Source organism: Pseudomonas sp. LH1G9, assembly GCF_002949975.1.
Taxonomy (GTDB): Bacteria; Pseudomonadota; Gammaproteobacteria; order Pseudomonadales; family Pseudomonadaceae; genus Aquipseudomonas; species Aquipseudomonas veronii.
This window is the reverse complement of the sequence record NZ_CP026880.1, coordinates 1,055,887-1,069,263: the sequence shown is the minus strand read 5'-3', so window position 1 is coordinate 1,069,263 and position 13,377 is coordinate 1,055,887. Positions and strand designations below refer to the sequence as shown.

Annotated in this window: 14 protein-coding genes; 8 read left to right on the top strand and 6 right to left on the bottom strand. The window is 64.4% G+C overall.

Annotated features, from left to right (window positions below; translation table 11 throughout):
- Window positions 1-25: 25 nt before the first annotated feature.
- The 4 genes from C5F70_RS05095 to pedF are packed head-to-tail and all read right to left on the bottom strand — an operon-like array spanning window position 26 to window position 3,086.
- A complete protein-coding gene (locus C5F70_RS05095; protein ID WP_104902832.1) occupies window positions 26-958 on the bottom strand; it encodes a quinoprotein relay system zinc metallohydrolase 1 in 933 nt (310 codons plus the stop codon).
- A gap of 16 nt (window positions 959-974) precedes the next feature.
- Complete coding sequence (locus C5F70_RS05090) at window positions 975-1,736, bottom strand: quinoprotein dehydrogenase-associated SoxYZ-like carrier (RefSeq protein ID WP_104902831.1); 762 nt, start codon at window positions 1,734-1,736, stop codon at window positions 975-977.
- 9 nt (window positions 1,737-1,745) lie between these two features.
- The gene (locus C5F70_RS05085; RefSeq protein WP_046382816.1) at window positions 1,746-2,621 is read right to left on the bottom strand and encodes an ABC transporter substrate-binding protein; all 876 of its coding nucleotides are present in this window, start codon (window positions 2,619-2,621) and stop codon (window positions 1,746-1,748) included.
- A 3-nt stretch (window positions 2,622-2,624) separates the two neighbouring features.
- A complete protein-coding gene (gene pedF, locus C5F70_RS05080; RefSeq protein WP_017847481.1) occupies window positions 2,625-3,086 on the bottom strand; it encodes a cytochrome c-550 PedF in 462 nt (153 codons plus the stop codon).
- A gap of 255 nt (window positions 3,087-3,341) precedes the next feature.
- Between pedF and exaA the strand changes: the two genes are divergently transcribed.
- Together exaA and C5F70_RS05070 are read left to right on the top strand one after the other, a co-directional pair.
- Complete coding sequence (gene exaA, locus C5F70_RS05075) at window positions 3,342-5,249, top strand: quinoprotein ethanol dehydrogenase (protein WP_079444253.1); 1,908 nt, start codon at window positions 3,342-3,344, stop codon at window positions 5,247-5,249.
- 79 nt (window positions 5,250-5,328) lie between these two features.
- Window positions 5,329-5,976 (top strand): pentapeptide repeat-containing protein, encoded by a 648-nt coding sequence (locus C5F70_RS05070; RefSeq protein WP_017847483.1) that lies wholly within the window; start codon window positions 5,329-5,331, stop codon window positions 5,974-5,976.
- Window positions 5,977-6,126: 150 nt separating this feature from the next.
- Here the strand turns inward: C5F70_RS05070 and C5F70_RS05060 are convergent, their stop codons facing one another.
- Together C5F70_RS05060 and C5F70_RS05055 are read right to left on the bottom strand one after the other, a co-directional pair.
- Window positions 6,127-6,753 (bottom strand): response regulator transcription factor, encoded by a 627-nt coding sequence (locus C5F70_RS05060; RefSeq protein WP_017847484.1) that lies wholly within the window; start codon window positions 6,751-6,753, stop codon window positions 6,127-6,129.
- On the bottom strand, window positions 6,750-8,012 hold the full coding sequence (locus C5F70_RS05055; RefSeq protein WP_104902829.1) for a histidine kinase: 1,263 nt from the start codon (window positions 8,010-8,012) through the stop codon (window positions 6,750-6,752). The genes C5F70_RS05060 and C5F70_RS05055 overlap by 4 nt, the downstream gene beginning before the upstream one ends.
- A 279-nt stretch (window positions 8,013-8,291) precedes the next feature.
- Here C5F70_RS05055 and C5F70_RS05050 point away from each other — a divergent pair, with 279 nt between their 5' ends.
- From C5F70_RS05050 to C5F70_RS05025, 6 genes are all read left to right on the top strand, one after another.
- A complete protein-coding gene (locus C5F70_RS05050; protein ID WP_102618998.1) occupies window positions 8,292-9,476 on the top strand; it encodes an ABC transporter substrate-binding protein in 1,185 nt (394 codons plus the stop codon).
- 34 nt (window positions 9,477-9,510) lie between these two features.
- On the top strand, window positions 9,511-10,470 hold the full coding sequence (locus C5F70_RS05045; RefSeq protein ID WP_046487263.1) for a YVTN family beta-propeller repeat protein: 960 nt from the start codon (window positions 9,511-9,513) through the stop codon (window positions 10,468-10,470).
- Window positions 10,467-11,207, top strand: a complete 741-nt coding sequence (locus tag C5F70_RS05040; RefSeq protein WP_046487266.1) for an ABC transporter ATP-binding protein — start codon at window positions 10,467-10,469, stop codon at window positions 11,205-11,207. Before C5F70_RS05045 ends, C5F70_RS05040 begins: the two co-directional genes overlap by 4 nt.
- Window positions 11,204-11,995 carry an ABC transporter permease gene (locus tag C5F70_RS05035; protein ID WP_017847490.1) on the top strand — a complete coding sequence of 264 codons (792 nt, stop codon included), beginning with the start codon at window positions 11,204-11,206 and terminating at the stop codon, window positions 11,993-11,995. Before C5F70_RS05040 ends, C5F70_RS05035 begins: the two co-directional genes overlap by 4 nt.
- Window positions 11,996-12,103: 108 nt before the next feature.
- A complete protein-coding gene (locus C5F70_RS05030; RefSeq protein WP_017847491.1) occupies window positions 12,104-12,643 on the top strand; it encodes a PQQ-dependent catabolism-associated CXXCW motif protein in 540 nt (179 codons plus the stop codon).
- Window positions 12,644-12,667: 24 nt separating this feature from the next.
- Complete coding sequence (locus C5F70_RS05025; protein ID WP_017847492.1) at window positions 12,668-13,333, top strand: response regulator transcription factor; 666 nt, start codon at window positions 12,668-12,670, stop codon at window positions 13,331-13,333.
- Window positions 13,334-13,377 lie beyond the last annotated feature (44 nt).

Sequence of the window (13,377 nt, the reverse complement as noted above, 5' to 3'; positions counted from 1 at the left end):
GTTCCTTAGTAGCGGGTCCGGTCCGTCAGCGCGCCGAATCCACGCGCTGCATCTGCTCGCGCTCGTAACGCGGGTACAGGTGGCTGACGCTACGGATCAGTTCATAGCGGCTCAGGTTGATCGCGGCGAAGCGCTCGGGGATGGGGCTGCGGATCATCTCGGCCATGTCGCTGCCGTGGGCGGCACCGTCGCGCAGCAGTTGGTCGAGCCAGGTCAGGTAGTCGCGCATCTGCGCGAACGGCTGTGCATCGTTGGCCACCGGGCCGTGGCCGGGCACGACCAGGGTCCAGGGCAAGGCCTGTAGGGTGTCGATGTCCGCCAGCCACGCCGCCAGCCCGGGGCTGTTGGGGGTGGTGAGGGCGCGTTGGTAGAACACCAGGTCGCCGGCAAACAGCACGCCGGTAGTCTGGTCGAGGATGGCCAGGTCGGCGTCGGTGTGGCCGGTCAGCGCGAGCAGGCGCAGGTCGTGGCGGCCAAAGCTGAGCACACCGGGTTCGAGCACTTGCGTGGGCAATTGCACTTCGGTACCGCGCATCCAGTCGCCGACCATGCGGTAGAGGTTCTCCGCCATGCCGTCGCCCTGCTCATGCAGCAGGCGCGTGGTGCCGGCCAGGGCGCCGATGGGCACGTCCTTGAAGGCCTGGTTGCCCAGCGCATGGTCGGGGTGGTGGTGGGTCAGCAGCACCTGGATCACCGGTTTGTCGGTGACGCTGGCGATCGCCCGGCGCAGGGCTTCGCCGTAGCGCCGCGACGGCCCGGTGTCGATCACCACCACGCCGGCCTCGGTGACGATGAACGCGGTATTGACGATATTGCCGCCGTTGTCCTTGGCGAAATTGTCGGTGCTGCCTTCCAGCAGCCAGGTGTCGTCGGCGATCAGTCGTGGCTTGAGGGTGTAGTCGAGGTCGGCCACGGCGGGCAGGCTCAAGCTCAGGCACAACAATAGAATCCAGCGCATGCCGCGCTCCTTCTGGTCAGGGAATGGCTGCGTCGAATTCATTGCCGCTGTTGTCGCGCAGCACCAGGCGCGTCGGCCCGGGTGCGTCGATGTCAAAGGCCAGGTTGGGGTTTTCGCTGACCGCCGGGAACAGCACCAACTCGGCCAGCACCTGGCCGTCCTGGCCACGCAGTTGCGCGTGGTTGAGATAGAACTCGGGGATGCCGCTGACCATGCCGTTATCCATCGGGTGCGCCACCTGTATGCGCACCCGGCTGAATTCGCCGCGTGGGTAACGTCCGCCGAGGACTTCGCCGATATGCTCTTCCCAACCCGGCTGGGTGCGGACCACGCTGGGCGCGGTGCAACCGCCGCCGGCCGCGTCGATCAGGGTCGAGCCGACGTGCCACAGCCCGTCATCGGTGAGCACCGCCGCACGCAGGGGCGTGGCCTGTTCGATGCGGATACGGATCGACAGCCAGGGCAGCACCCCGGCCTTGGGCTGAAAATCGACAATCCTGGGCAACGGGTTGAGTTCGGCCCAGGCGAGGATCTTTACCACGTGCCCCTTGAACGCCCGCGCGTCGATTTCCAGGGGCACCTGGCGCGCATCTTCGGCGAACGGCGGCGCCAGCAGCTTGACCCGCTCATCGAACACGAACGGCGCATCGGCCAGCAACTGCTTGTGGTAGAACGCCCACATCACCGACGGCACCGGGTCCGCGCCCGGTTCGATCGCCGCGGCGTGGGCCGCCAACGGTAACCAGCAGGCCAACATGCAGTTCAGTCGCCAGTTCATCGCCTGCTCCTATTGGTACATTTCGGGCACTTCGTACTGCAGGCCGTAATGGCTGTAGATGGTTTGCAGCGAACCGTCGCGGATCAGGCCTTCCAGCGCCTCTTCCACCGCATAGGCCAACTGGCGATTGCTTTCGTGTACCGCCATGCCGATCTCCCAGCGCTGCCGGCCCATGCTCGGGTAAGCGTTTTGCGCCAGGGCCAGTTGCGGATCGCGTGCTTGATGCACCTGCCAGTCGATCTCGCCGCGCATCGCCATCACCGCGTCGACTTCACCGGCCTTCATCGCCGCGAACGCCTGGGGTACACCGGGGTAGTGATGGGTCTGGCGGGCGAGCATGCCGTTGAACACCGAGGTCAGGTAGAACGACGGCACGCTGTCGACTTCGACACCGATCGGGTGCTCCTCGAACACCGCCACGCTGGCGACCTTGTCCAGGCGGCGGCGGTCGTAGGCCACCTGCCATTGTTCGTTCTGGTACGGCCCGAACATCACCACATGGCCGTTTTCCAGTTCGCCCTGATCGTTACGCCTTTGCGCGTAGTCGTGGTCGTAGGGTGCGCGCATCATCAGGTCGGCCAGTTGCTGGTTATGCAACTGGCTGCCGCGCCAGATGTAGTCGCGCAGGTCGTCGTCGAGTTTTTCCCCGGCCGGCGCCCAGATCAATTTGAGCTGCACCCCCAGCGCCTTGGCCAGGGCCTCGGCCAGCTCCACGTCGACCCCGCGCGGGGTGGCACCGTCTTCGAAACTGTAGGGGGCAAAGTCCTTGTACACCGCCACTTTCAACTCACCGGCGGCGATCATCTGGTCATAGCTGCGCACCTGCGCCTGTGCCGTCTGGCAACACAGCAGGGCCAGGCCGAGCACATAAGCGAACAGGCGCATGGCTTACTCCTCGACGTGAACGCTGTCCAGGTAGGTGCGTACCGCCCACAAGGCTTCCTGGCTCAGGTAATCGGCCATTTTCGGCATATATACCCGGCCGTCGCGCACCGCGCCGTGACGCACGCGCTGCACAAACCACTCATCACCGGCCTCGCCCACATCCAGCATGCGCAAGTCGGGGGCGATGCCGCCGGACTTGGCTTCCAGGCCGTGGCAGGCGGCGCAGTTCTGATTGTAGGCGGACGAACCGATCTCCAGGGCTCGGTCGTGTTCAGGCGACGTGCGGTAAGGGTTCACTGCCGCCCAGCCGTCCTCGTCGACCGGCACGCCGGCGTCCTTGATCGAGGTCAGGCCCTTGGTTTCCACTGCTTGCGGGACCACGTTGCCGTGGGCCCAGGCCGAGCCTGCACCGATCACACCGGCCAACAGCCCGGCGACGAGCAAGGCATTGCGTTTTGTTGTCATTATTTTTGCCCTCAGGATTGCACGCAAAACCTCATTGCAGAGGTTATGGCAACCATCTTAGAAACCCTGGGGCATAGGCCGTATGCTGCTTTGGTGGCCGGCTTGTCCTCCCTTGGTAGTAGGGCTTGTGGGGCACGCCTAAAACAGCGGCGCCTCGGGAAGTCTTCCCGGCAACAGCGGGACTTTTTCCGTATCCGCGCAGCGCCCTGGCGCTCCACCCTGTGCAGGCCAAAACCTCCACTGGGAACTGCAACCATGATAATAAGATCGCTACCCGCCCGTTCGCCGCTGAGCCTTGCCGTGCAGGCTTTCCTGCTGGTCGGCAGCCTGTCCTTGAGTGCGGCCAGCTTCGCCGCCGCCGACCCTGCCGCGCCGTCCACCGCAAAGGCGACGCGCAACGTCACCTGGGAAGACATCGCCAACGACCACCTGAGCACCAAGGACGTGCTGCAATACGGCATGGGCACCAACGCCCAGCGCTGGAGCCCGCTGGCCCAGGTCAACGACAAGAACGTGTTCAAGCTCACCCCGGCCTGGTCGTACTCGTTCGGCGATGAGAAGCAGCGCGGCCAGGAATCCCAGGCCATCGTCAGCGACGGCGTGGTCTACGTCACCGGCTCCTACTCCCGCGTGTTCGCCCTCGACGCGAAAACCGGCAAACGCTTGTGGACCTACAACCACCGCCTGCCCGAAAACATCCGCCCGTGCTGTGACGTGGTCAACCGCGGCGCGGCGATCTTCGGCGACAAGATCTACTTCGGCACCCTCGACGCGCGCCTGATCGCCCTCGACAAGAACACCGGCAAAGTGGTGTGGAACAAGAAGTTCGGCGACCACGCCGCCGGTTACACCATGACCGGCGCCCCGGTGCTGATCAAAGACAAGGTCAGCGGCAAGGTGCTGCTGATCCATGGCAGCTCCGGCGATGAGTTCGGCGTGGTCGGCCAGCTGTATGCGCGCGACCCGGACACCGGCGAAGAAGTGTGGATGCGCCCGTTCGTCGAAGGCCACATGGGCCGCCTGAACGGCAAGGACAGCACCCCGACCGGCGACGTCAAAGCGCCGTCGTGGCCGGATGACCCGACCACCGAAACCGGCAAGGTCGAGGCCTGGAGCCACGGCGGCGGCGCACCTTGGCAGAGCGCGAGTTTCGATGCCGAGACCAACACAATCATCGTCGGCGCCGGCAACCCCGGCCCGTGGAACACCTGGGCGCGCACGTCCAAGGACGGCAACCCGCACGACTTCGACAGCCTCTACACCTCGGGCCAGGTCGGTGTCGACCCGAGCACCGGCGAAGTGAAATGGTTCTACCAGCACACCCCTAACGATGCCTGGGACTTCTCCGGCAACAACGAACTGGTGCTGTTCGACTACAAGGACAAGGATGGCAAAGTGGTCAAGGCCACCGGTCACGCCGACCGCAACGGGTTCTTCTACGTGGTCGACCGCAACAACGGCAAGCTGCAGAACGCCTTCCCGTTCGTCGACAACATCACCTGGGCCAGCCATATCGACCTGAAGACCGGTCGTCCGGTGGAAAACCCGGGCCAGCGTCCGGCCAAACCGCTGCCCGGTGAAACCAAGGGCAAGCCGGTGGAAGTCTCGCCACCGTTCCTCGGCGGCAAGAACTGGAACCCCATGGCCTACAGCCAGGACACCGGCCTGTTCTACATCCCGGGCAACCAATGGAAAGAGGAATACTGGACCGAAGAGGTCAACTACAAGAAGGGCTCGGCGTACCTGGGCATGGGTTTCCGCATCAAGCGCATGTATGACGACCACGTCGGCACCCTGCGGGCGATGAACCCGACCACCGGCAAGGTGGTGTGGGAGCACAAGGAAGCCCTGCCACTGTGGGCCGGCGTACTGGCGACCAAGGGCAACCTGGTGTTCACCGGCACCGGCGACGGTTTCTTCAAGGCCTTCGACGCGAAAACCGGCAAGGAGCTGTGGAAGTTCCAGACCGGCAGCGGCATCGTCTCACCGCCGATCACCTGGGAACAGGATGGCGAGCAGTACATCGGCGTCACCGTCGGCTATGGCGGCGCGGTGCCGTTGTGGGGCGGCGACATGGCCGAGCTGACCAAGCCGGTGGCACAGGGTGGGTCGTTCTGGGTGTTCAAGATCCCGAGCTGGGATAACAAGACCGCCCAAAAATAACCCGTCCCCAGCCCCGTCGTAGCAGCTGGCTGCTCGACAGCTGCTACGTCACGGGGTTGCTTCGTCTGGAGGTTCCAAGATGAACTATCTGCCCTTGTTACTCCTGCTCGCCCTGCCCCTGGCCCACGCCGACGACGGCGACGACACCCCGCTGGTCATCAACGGCTGCACCCTCGCCGAACACAGCCAATGCCCCGGCGCCAACCTCAGGGGCGCCAACCTGAGCAACCAGGACCTCAGCAAAATGAACCTGGCCGGCGCCGACCTGCGCGATGCGGACTTGCGCCACGCCAACCTCGACCTGGCCAACCTGGAAAAAGCCCAGTTGCAGGGCGCCAACCTGACCCGCGCCAGCCTGCAACAAAGCAACCTGCGCCTGGCCGATTTCACCGGCGCCACGCTGATGGCGATCCAGGGTTGGGGCCTGTTCGCCCAGGGTGCGCAGTTTGAAAACGCCAACCTGAGCGCGGCCTACCTGCAATTCGCGCGGCTGTCCGGGGCAAAAATGCGCAAGGCCAACCTGCGCGCCGCCGACCTGGAAATGACCTGGTTGAGCAAGGCCGACCTGCGAGGGGCGGATCTGAGCGATGCGAATCTGCAAGAGGCCAAGTTCGGTGAGAGCAACCTGGAAAGCGCGATCCTCACGGGCGCGCGGCAGCATTATGCGAATTTCCAGGATGCGAACATGGAAGGCTGCAAGGACTGCCCCACCACCTGGAATCGTTAGCACACCGCCATTTGAATGTAGGAGCGAGCTTGCTCGCGAAAAACCGGAGACCGCTGCGGGGGGTCTGGTTTTTCGCGTTATCGTTGACGGTTTTCGCGAGCAAGCTCGCTCCTACAGTGGTAACAGTGGTGACAGTGGTACATGGGGGGATCAGCCCGCTACGCGTACCACGCCGAGGTCGATTCCCAGGTGGACCAGTTCGGCATGGGAACTGACCTGCAATTTGCTCTTGAGCAGGGTCAGGTGGTTGGACACGGTCTTGCTGCTGATATTCAACTGGTCGGCAATCACTCGGGTCGGCGTGCCTCTGGCCAGCATCAGGAAAATCTCCAGCTCACGCGGGGTCATGCCTTGCAAGCGTTGGTCGCTTGGCGTGTAGGCCAGTTGGGTGGCGAGGGACTGTTCGATATAGGCGTGGCCGTCGAGGACGCGCCGCACCGCTTCGATCAGCACCTCGGGCGCCGAGCTTTTGGTCAGGTAGCCCGAGGCGCCGGCTTCCAGGGCCTGGCGCACCAGCGGCAGTTCGTCGTGCATGCTGAAGAACAGCACGCGCAGTTGCGGCAGGCGCTGGCGCAGGCGGCGCGTGGTTTCCAGGCCGCTGATGCCGGGCAGGCCGAAGTCCATGATCACCAAATGCGGCAGTGCTTCCTGGACCCGGCTCAAGGCCTCTTCGCCGCTGGCCGCTTCGCGCACTTCGATGGCCGGCAACAATGCGCGCAACAGGCTGGCATAGCCCTGGCGCACCACCGCATGGTCGTCCACCAACAGAATATTCATGAGGCCTCCAATGGCATGTTCAACGCCAGCGCCCAACCGACGCCGGGGTGGCTGAGGATTGTCAGTTCGCCGCCCAGGCAGCGCGCGCGTTCGTACATCGAATACAGGCCGACGCCGGGACGCTGCGGCGTTTGCGCGCCGCAACCGTTATCGCGCACCCACAGGCGCAGGCGCGAACCGTGACGATGCAGGCGCACGCGCACCTGGCTGGCATCGGCATGCCGCACGATATTGGTCAGGGCTTCCTGCAGCAGGCGATAGAGGTGCGTCTTGCTTGCCCCGGACAACGCCGGCAGGTCCGCGCTGACCCGCAGCCGGCAATCGATGCCATGGCTGGCCTGCCACTGCGTCACCAGCATCGCGAACGCCTCGGCCAGCGGCAGGTGCTGCAGGGCCACCGGGTACAGGTCGTGGACCAGTGCGCGAAAGCCTTGCTGCAAGTGATCGCAGTGATCCTCCAGCTGCGCCACCGTGCGCGCGAGCAATTGCGGTTGGTCGGTGACCAGACGCAACAGGCAGGCCTGGGCGCGAATACCGGCCAGGTATTGGCCGAGGTCATCATGCAGGGTCTGGGCCAGGTGGTTGCGCTCCTGCTCCTGCACCGCCATCAGGGTTTGGGTCAGTTGGGTGTTGTCGGTGTGCGCCTGCTCCAGGGCGTCGGTCATGCGGTTGAAATGCAGCGCCAGTTGCCGCGCTTCCGGCGAACCGGCGCTGCGCAGGCGCACATTGAGCTGGCCGGCGCACACCTGTTGCAAGGCGCGCAGCAGTTCGTCGAGTACGCCCATGCCACGACGCACCGCCCAGCGGATGGTCAGCAGGCTCAGGGCCAGGGCCAGGGCGCACAGGCTCAACAGTTGTTGCAGGGAGTCCCAGACTTCATCGATCTCATCCCGCGGGTCGACGGCGATGGACACGCGGCGGCCGTCCGGCAGGTCCAGCGCCTGGGCACTGCGCCGCGCCTCGGCAAACAGCAGGCGCCCGAGCCAGGCGTCCAGGCCGGACGGCAGCGGCGCCGGCAAGGTCTCGTCGGGGGCCAGCCAATGCACGCGCACATGGCGCAGGCTGGCGGTGAGATGCGGTTGCAGGCTGGCCGGGTCGCGCTCGGCGGTTGCGCTGAGGTAATGCACCACCGCTTCGGCCGATTGCAGCTCACGCTCCACATCCGTCAGGGCCTGATGCAGCAACAGCGCGGTGCAGGCGCAGGTGACCAAGGCGAAGAAACCGCACACCCACAGGTTGATGCGCCACAGTGCCGACATACCTAGTGCGCCACGCTGACGGGCACGCTCAGCGCCGGGCGTGGTGCGTGCAGCTTGTCGACGCCGATCAGGCTCACGATCAGCAGGAACGGCAAAAGCAGCGCCTTGAGGATTTGCATGATCGTTCATCTCCCGGATGGACACGGTGGGGGTAACCCATGCTAAGACCGCGCCACCTGCGCGGGGCTACTACCTTGGTACTGGCTCAGCGGTACTTTCTGCATATTTGCAGCAGACATAAGGCTTCCTATGCTGACGCTACCTGACATGGAGTGCCTTATGCGCCAGCTCGCCCCCTACGCCGTGCTCTACCTGCTGGCGATTGCCTGCGCCGCCGGGGTGGCCACTGCCAGCCAGGCCGCCGAGGCGCCGTTGGCGGTGCAGATCGGCTACCTGGGCTATCGGCCCGACCCTGGGCCGCTGCTGTCGAACGTGATCCCCGAGCCCACCGACGCCGGGCAACGCGGTGCGGAACTGGCGATCATCGACAGCAACAGCACCGGCGCCTTTCTCAACCAACGCTACAGCCTGACCAGTGCCACGCTGGACAGCCCCGACGCCCTGCTCGCCGCCGCCCAGGCCCAGCACGATCAGGGCCTGCGCCTGTTCGTGGTCAACGCCCCCGCCGCCAGCCTGCGCCAGCTCAGCGCGGCCCTGCCCGACAGCCTGCTGTTCAACGCCGGCAGCCCCGATGACAGCCTGCGCAGCACCGACTGCCTGGGCAACGTGCTGCACACGCTGCCCAGCCGCGCCATGCTCGCCGATGCCCTGGCGCAATTTCTGGTGGTGCGCAAATGGCAGAAGGCGCTGCTGATCGTCGGCCCCACCGAGGATGACCAGGCCTACGCCGCCGCCCTGCGCCGCGCCGCCAAGCGCTTCGGCGTGCATCTGGTGGCGGAGAAAGCCTGGCGCTTCGATAACGACCAACGCCGCAGCGCCCAGGCAGACATGCCGCTGTTCACCCAGACCGCCGAATACGACGTGGTGCTGGTGGCGGACGAGCGCGGCGACTTCGGCGAGTACGTGCCCTACCAGACCTGGTACCCGCGCCCCGTCGCCGGCACCCAGGGCCTGACGCCCACCGGCTGGCACAAGACCGTCGAGACCTACGGCGCCGCGCAACTGCAAAAACGCTTCGAAGCCCTGGCCGGGCGCTGGATGAACGACCGCGACTTCGCCGCCTGGATGGCTGTGCGCAGCGTTGCCAGTGCGGTGAACAAGCTGCGCCAGGTCGACCCCATGACCATCCGCCAACTGGAGATCAGCGAGCAACTGCCGCTGGACGGCTTCAAGGGCCGCAAGCTCAGCTATCGCGCGTGGAACGGCCAACTGCGCCAACCGATTCCGATCGTGCAGCCCCGCGCCCTGGTCAGCACCTCGCCCCAGGACGGTTTCCTGCATCCTTTCAACGAAATGGACAGCCTGGGCTACGACAAACCCGAGGTGACCTGCCGCTTCCCTTGATCGCTCCCCTACTCACAATAATAAGGAATCCGCCATGCGCCGCACCCTGCTCTCATGCGCCCTGCTGCTTGCCGCCGGGCACGCCGTGGCCAGCACCGCCTGGGTCTCCAACGAGAAAGACAACACCCTCAGCCTGATCGACATGCAGACCCTGCAAGTCACCGACACGCTCAAGGTCGGCCAGCGCCCGCGGGGCCTGCTGCTGTCCCATGACAAAAAGCTGCTGTACATCTGCGCCAGCGACTCGGACCGCGTGCAGGTGATGGACGTGGCCACGCGCAAGATCATCAAGGAACTGCCCTCCGGCAAAGACCCCGAGCAGTTCGCCCTGCACCCCAATGACCGCTGGCTGTATGTGTCCAACGAAGACGATGCACTGGTCACCGTGATCGACACCGAGACCTCCAAGGTGCTCGGCCAGATCAACGTCGGCGTAGAGCCCGAAGGCATGGCCGTGAGCCCGGACGGCAAGTGGGCGGTGAACACCAGCGAAACCACGAACATGCTGCACTGGATCGACACCAGCACCCAGACCCTGGTCGACAGCACCCTGGTGGACCAGCGCCCGCGCTTCGTCGAGTTCAACCACGATGGCTCGCAGTTGTGGGCCTCGGCGGAGATCGGCGGCACCGTGACCATCCTCGATGTGGCCAGCCGCGCGGTCCTCAAAACCCTGACGTTCAAGATCAAGGGCGTCCACCCGGACAAAGTGCAACCGGTGGGGATCAAGCTCAGTTCCGACGGCAAGTACGCCTTTGTCGCCCTGGGCCCGGCCAACCATGTGGCGGTGATCGACGCCAAGACCTTCGAGATCCTCGACTACCTGCTGGTGGGCCGCCGCGTGTGGCAGATGGCATTTACCCCGGACGAAAAACAGTTGCTGGCCACCAATGGCGTCAGCGGCGATGTGTCGGTGATCGATGTGGACAGCCTCAAGGTGCTCAAGTCAGTGAAGGTCGGGCGTTATCCGTGGGGCGTGGTGGTCACGCCATGAACGCCCTGGAGGTGCGCGACCTGAGCTTCGCCTATGGCGCGCGCCAGGCCTTGCACGAGGTGAGCTTCAGCCTGGCACCGGGGCGATTCGCCGCGTTGCTGGGGCCCAACGGCGCCGGCAAGTCGACCTTGATCGCCCTGCTCACGCGCTTGTACGACCTGCAAAGCGGCGACATCCGCGTCGGCGGCCACTCCCTGCGCGATGCACCGCGCGCAGCCCTCACGCAACTGGGGGTGGTGTTCCAGCAAAGCACCCTGGACCTGGACTTGAGCGTCGAACAGAACCTGCGTTATCACGCCGCGCTGCACGGTTTGTCGCGGCGCCAGACCGACGTGCGCGTCGCAACCGAGCTGGCGCGCCAGGCCCTCACCGAGCGGCGCCGCGAAAAAGTCCGCGAGCTCAACGGCGGGCACCGGCGCCGCGTGGAAATCGCCCGGGCGTTGTTGCATGAACCGCGCTTGCTGCTGCTGGATGAAGCCAGCGTCGGCCTCGACCCCGCCAGCCGCCTGGCGCTGAACCAGCACGTGCGCAACCTGTGCCTTGAGCAAGGCATCAGTGTGCTGTGGACCACTCACCTGCTCGATGAAGTGCAACCCGACGATGCGTTGATGATCCTGCACCAGGGCCGCTTGGTGGCCAGCGGGCAGGTCGATGCGCTGATCCTCGAACAGGGTGGCGATCTCGGCAGCGTCTTTGCGCGCCTGACCCGCCCCACGACGACGGGAGCCCCGGCATGAACGCTTACTGGCAATGCTTGCGCGGCATCGTGCTGCGCGAGTGGCTGCGCTTTGTATTGCAGCGCACGCGGTTTCTCAGCGCCCTGGTGCGCCCGCTGTTGTGGCTGCTGGTGTTCGCCGCCGGGTTCCGCGCCGCGCTGGGTATCTCGGTGATCGAACCCTACGACACCTACATTCCCTATGAGGTCTACATCATCCCGGGGCTGGCTTGCATGATCCTGCTGTTCAACGGCATGCAGGGTTCGCTATCGATGGTCTACGACCGCGAGATGGGTAGCATGCGCGTGCTGCTGACCAGCCCGTTGCCGCGCACGTTTTTGCTGTGCAGCAAGTTGCTCGCCACCGCGCTGATTTCGCTGTTGCAGGTGTACGGGTTCCTGGCGATCGCCTGGGTCTACGGCGTGCAACCGCCGGCCATGGGGCTGTTGATCGCCCTGCCGGCCTTGCTGCTGGTGGCCTTGATGCTGAGCGCGCTGGGTTTGCTGCTGTCGAACGCGATCCGCCAACTGGAGAACTTTGCCGGGGTGATGAATTTCGTGATCTTCCCGCTGTTTTTCATATCGTCGGCGCTGTACCCGTTGTGGAAGATGCGCGACTCCAGCGAGTGGTTGTATTGGCTGTGCGCAATCAACCCCTTCACCCACGCCGTCGAGCTGGTGCGCTTTGCCCTGTATGAACGCTTCGCCGGCCTGGCCCTCGCGGTGTGCCTGGGCTTGACCGTATTGTTCGCGGTGTTGGCGGTGCTGACCTTCAACCCCCAGCATGCGGCGTTGCGCAAAAAAGGCTGAGGGCGGCAAAAACTACTACTTTAGTACTGGTTTTCCTGTCTATCGTCGCATTCCCAAGGGCTCGGGACTCACGTGTAATGGGCGCATAACGATAAGGATCGCCCTGCCATGCTGCCTGCCCGACTGCCCTTGTTGGCGCTGCTGTGCCTGTTTGCCGCCAACGTACAGGCCGATACGCCATTGTTTTCCGCCGACGGCTATCGCATCAGCCTGTATCGCAGCCCCACGCCCGATCATGTGCAGGGTGCGACGATCATCGACACCCCTGCCCTGCAAGCCCTGCTGACCCAAACCCCAGCCCCGGTGCTGATCGATACGTATCGCCGCCAGTGGCTGCAAGGCCGCTTCATCGAAGACCAGCCCCACGCCAACCTGCCCGGCAGCCGTTGGCTGGCCAACACCGGCGACGGCGACCTTACGCCGGAGTGGCAAAGCTATTTCGTGCGCCACCTGTACACCTACAGTGGCGGCAACCTGGCACGACCATTGGTCTTCTATTGCCGCTCCGATTGCTGGCTGAGTTGGAACGCGGTAAAACGTGCCGCCAACCTGGGCTATACCTCTGTGTATTGGTATCGCGATGGCCTGGATGCCTGGGAAGCGGCGAAGCTGCCGGTGTCGGTGGCGCAACCCGAGCCATTTGAATAACCACAATAAGAAAGGTGAACGGCCATGTACAAAATCCTGATTGCCGATGATCACCCACTGTTTCGCGAAGCGATTCATAACGTCATCAGCGATGGTTTCCCCGGCAGCGAAGTGATGGAGACCGCCGACCTGGACAGCGCCCTGGCGCTGACCCAGGAACACGACGACCTCGATCTGATCCTGCTCGACCTGAACATGCCCGGCATGCACGGTCTCAATGGCCTGATCAACCTGCGCAACGAATCGCCGACCATCCCGGTGGTGATCGTGTCCGCCGAGCAAGACAAGCAAATCGTGCTGCAGGCCATCACCTATGGCGCCGTCGGTTTTATCACCAAGTCGTCGCCGCGCCAGCAAATGACCGAGGCGATCCAGCAGATTCTCAACGGCAATGTGTACCTGCCGCCTGACATCATCCGCACCCAGAAACCCGGCACCCACCGGCGCCTGAACGAAAACCCGGGCTTCGCTCCGGAACTGCTGCAGGCGTTGACCCGCAAGCAGTTGCTGGTGCTGGAGCGGATGACCAAGGGCGAGTCGAACAAGCAGATTGCCTACACCTTGGAGATCGCCGAGACCACGGTGAAGGCCCATGTGTCGGCGATTTTGCGCAAGTTGAATGTGCATAATCGGGTGCAGGCGATTTTGAGCGCAGGGGATATTGATTTTGGTTCTTATCTGCGTCGCTGATCTTTCGGAAACAACATAGAAGCCTTGTGGGATGGGGCTTGTGT

Coding starts and splice junctions, on each gene's coding strand:
- C5F70_RS05095 (WP_104902832.1), bottom strand. CDS start 958: ATGCGCTGGATTCTATTGTTGTGCCTGAGCTTGAGCCTGCCCGCCGTG.
- C5F70_RS05090 (WP_104902831.1), bottom strand. CDS start 1,736: ATGAACTGGCGACTGAACTGCATGTTGGCCTGCTGGTTACCGTTGGCG.
- C5F70_RS05085 (WP_046382816.1), bottom strand. CDS start 2,621: ATGCGCCTGTTCGCTTATGTGCTCGGCCTGGCCCTGCTGTGTTGCCAG.
- pedF (WP_017847481.1), bottom strand. CDS start 3,086: ATGACAACAAAACGCAATGCCTTGCTCGTCGCCGGGCTGTTGGCCGGT.
- exaA (WP_079444253.1), top strand. CDS start 3,342: ATGATAATAAGATCGCTACCCGCCCGTTCGCCGCTGAGCCTTGCCGTG.
- C5F70_RS05070 (WP_017847483.1), top strand. CDS start 5,329: ATGAACTATCTGCCCTTGTTACTCCTGCTCGCCCTGCCCCTGGCCCAC.
- C5F70_RS05060 (WP_017847484.1), bottom strand. CDS start 6,753: ATGAATATTCTGTTGGTGGACGACCATGCGGTGGTGCGCCAGGGCTAT.
- C5F70_RS05055 (WP_104902829.1), bottom strand. CDS start 8,012: ATGTCGGCACTGTGGCGCATCAACCTGTGGGTGTGCGGTTTCTTCGCC.
- C5F70_RS05050 (WP_102618998.1), top strand. CDS start 8,292: ATGCGCCAGCTCGCCCCCTACGCCGTGCTCTACCTGCTGGCGATTGCC.
- C5F70_RS05045 (WP_046487263.1), top strand. CDS start 9,511: ATGCGCCGCACCCTGCTCTCATGCGCCCTGCTGCTTGCCGCCGGGCAC.
- C5F70_RS05040 (WP_046487266.1), top strand. CDS start 10,467: ATGAACGCCCTGGAGGTGCGCGACCTGAGCTTCGCCTATGGCGCGCGC.
- C5F70_RS05035 (WP_017847490.1), top strand. CDS start 11,204: ATGAACGCTTACTGGCAATGCTTGCGCGGCATCGTGCTGCGCGAGTGG.
- C5F70_RS05030 (WP_017847491.1), top strand. CDS start 12,104: ATGCTGCCTGCCCGACTGCCCTTGTTGGCGCTGCTGTGCCTGTTTGCC.
- C5F70_RS05025 (WP_017847492.1), top strand. CDS start 12,668: ATGTACAAAATCCTGATTGCCGATGATCACCCACTGTTTCGCGAAGCG.